The sequence below is a fragment of the Exiguobacterium sp. s56 genome (assembly GCF_018618255.1).
Taxonomy (GTDB): Bacteria; Bacillota; Bacilli; order Exiguobacteriales; family Exiguobacteriaceae; genus Exiguobacterium; species Exiguobacterium chiriqhucha.
Genome location: NZ_JACSLR010000036.1, coordinates 1 through 2,001 on the forward strand (window position 1 = coordinate 1; position 2,001 = coordinate 2,001).

The following is a 2,001-nucleotide window of genomic DNA, read 5'->3' on the forward strand; positions in this document are numbered from 1 at the left end:
CGGAGGGCCCAAGAGGATCAGGTTGTACTGTTGTTCGAGCCAGTTGAGCTGTTTCAACTGCTTCAGCTGTCGGGCGGTTAGTGCGGTCTGTTCCTCCAAATTGAACTCCGAGAGGGATTTGATGAACGGGAATCGGGCCCACTTCATTCGTCTCTCCAAACTTTTAGCGTCTCGTTTGGCGCGTTCATGGTTCGTGATGGCACTTAGAAATTCGATATACGTCCAGGAGGCCATTTCGGCCTCTCTCAAAATCTGTGGGAGGGCGTCAGCCGTCTCGGCGAGACGAAGCTGCCGAAAGTCCTGTTGTAACTCGGAAACGCTTTGACTCATTTTGTCGCCACCCCTTTCAGGATGTCGGTGTAGGCTTGGAGTGACCTCGTTGCGACCTGTATCCCGGATTTCTTCGGACGTTCGGTATCGGGTTTTGGATCACACCCATCGTCCGCGAGGATCGCAAGATAGTGGACCACGTCTCGGAAATCGTTGGCGCTGAACAGACTCTCTTGCGAACACTTTTCCAGTGCGTTCGTTAAGTGATTGGGATACATGATCGCGACGTCCCTGATGATGTTGAACTGGTCACGTCGGTATCTCGGGTAACGCTTTGAGAGCTCACCCAGATAATCGGACGCCGCCTCTCTGTCCTCGAAATAGGTGAGGACCTGTTGCTTCAGTTCTTCGATTCCTTTGGAACGATCCCGAAGGTGGTCACGGCTTTGAATCAGTTTTCCGCTCTCTTTGCTGACCCGGTGGTCTGCAATCACTTCTCCCTCGGGAGATTCGCGAATCAATAACCGTTCCTGTTCGGTCACTTCGAGGAACACCACTTTCTTCTTGACCGATGAGTAGGTCCCGATTGGGACGGTGTAACGGTTTGAGCGATAACGGATTGTGTTGTCCTTGCTGACGTTCCTTGCTATACTTTCGGTACGGATACTTTCGAAAGAGAGTAGCGATAAGACCGGTTGTAAGTGTTGTTTTTCGACGGAGAACACTTCAGCTGGTCTTTTTTTCGTTGTCTGATGGACGTTATGATTTCCTGTCCTCTCCAACCATCTCATGGAACGGTCGTTCCAATCCTCGATATGCCGGTACACTCGGCTGTCCGCGAAGTTCCGTTTGATGTACTTCACGACGTTCTCGATCATACCCTTTGACTCCGGGTCAGCCCGACGACATAAGTGGATTCTAAACTTTCGTTCGTTCACGTAGGCTTGAAACTCATTGGTCAATAGGACGTCACCTGCGTTCTCGTTGATTGCGATGAGGTGATCCTGGTCATAGACGATTTCAGAAGGACGCCCACCATAGAATTGGAATGCATTTTCGTGGCAGTGAATAGTGTCCTTGGTGGTGAACGGTCGTTCTCTCCATTCGACATACTTCATCCGAGAGTGCGCAAGTACGAACGCAATGAAATAAAGCTTTATCATTTTTCCATCTTTAGTCCGTTGTCTGGTCTCACCCCAGTCTACCTGTATTTGCTTGCCCATTGGTTGTTCTGGGATAGCCTCGTAATGGCGGACAATCCTTTTCTTTTCAATCTGATAGATTTCTCGGATTTCCTTCACGTATGTCCTGACCGTGCTCGATCCGACCGACAGGCCGGGATATCTTTCAAGTAACCAGTCATGTACTTGTGCGCTGCTCAAATGCGGATACTCCTCCAACCATGCAATGATCCAGTCTCGGTAGGCATCGAGCTTCTTCTTTCGTGAGCAGGCTTTCTCGTCAAATTCATGTAGGGCATCTTCATATGTCATCTTCAGGTACTTATATACCGTCGGTCTCGATACCTTCAGTGCTGTGGCGATTTGAGCCACTTTCATGTTTTGCTGATACATTTGATGAATCTTGATGTGTAGCACTAACTTTTCCTCCAAATCCATTCCCTCCAGATAAAATAGCCTCAACTACTCTATCGGAGTTCTGTTCTGATTTTTCGGCAATAGTGTAAAATCGTATCGAGCAAAAACTGTCAATTTTATTTTAGCGTTCACA

General features: G+C 48.6%; 2 protein-coding genes. Both read right to left on the reverse strand.

The annotated features are described in order from the left end of the window. On the reverse strand, positions 1-330 hold a 330-nt coding region (locus KNP71_RS15630), incomplete at its 3' end, for an ATP-binding protein (RefSeq protein ID WP_214831050.1). Next, the gene (gene istA / locus KNP71_RS15635; protein WP_131473021.1) at positions 327-1,868 is read right to left on the reverse strand and encodes an IS21 family transposase; all 1,542 of its coding nucleotides are present in this window, start codon (positions 1,866-1,868) and stop codon (positions 327-329) included. The genes KNP71_RS15630 and istA, both read right to left, overlap by 4 nt. Positions 1,869-2,001: the final 133 nt, after the last annotated feature.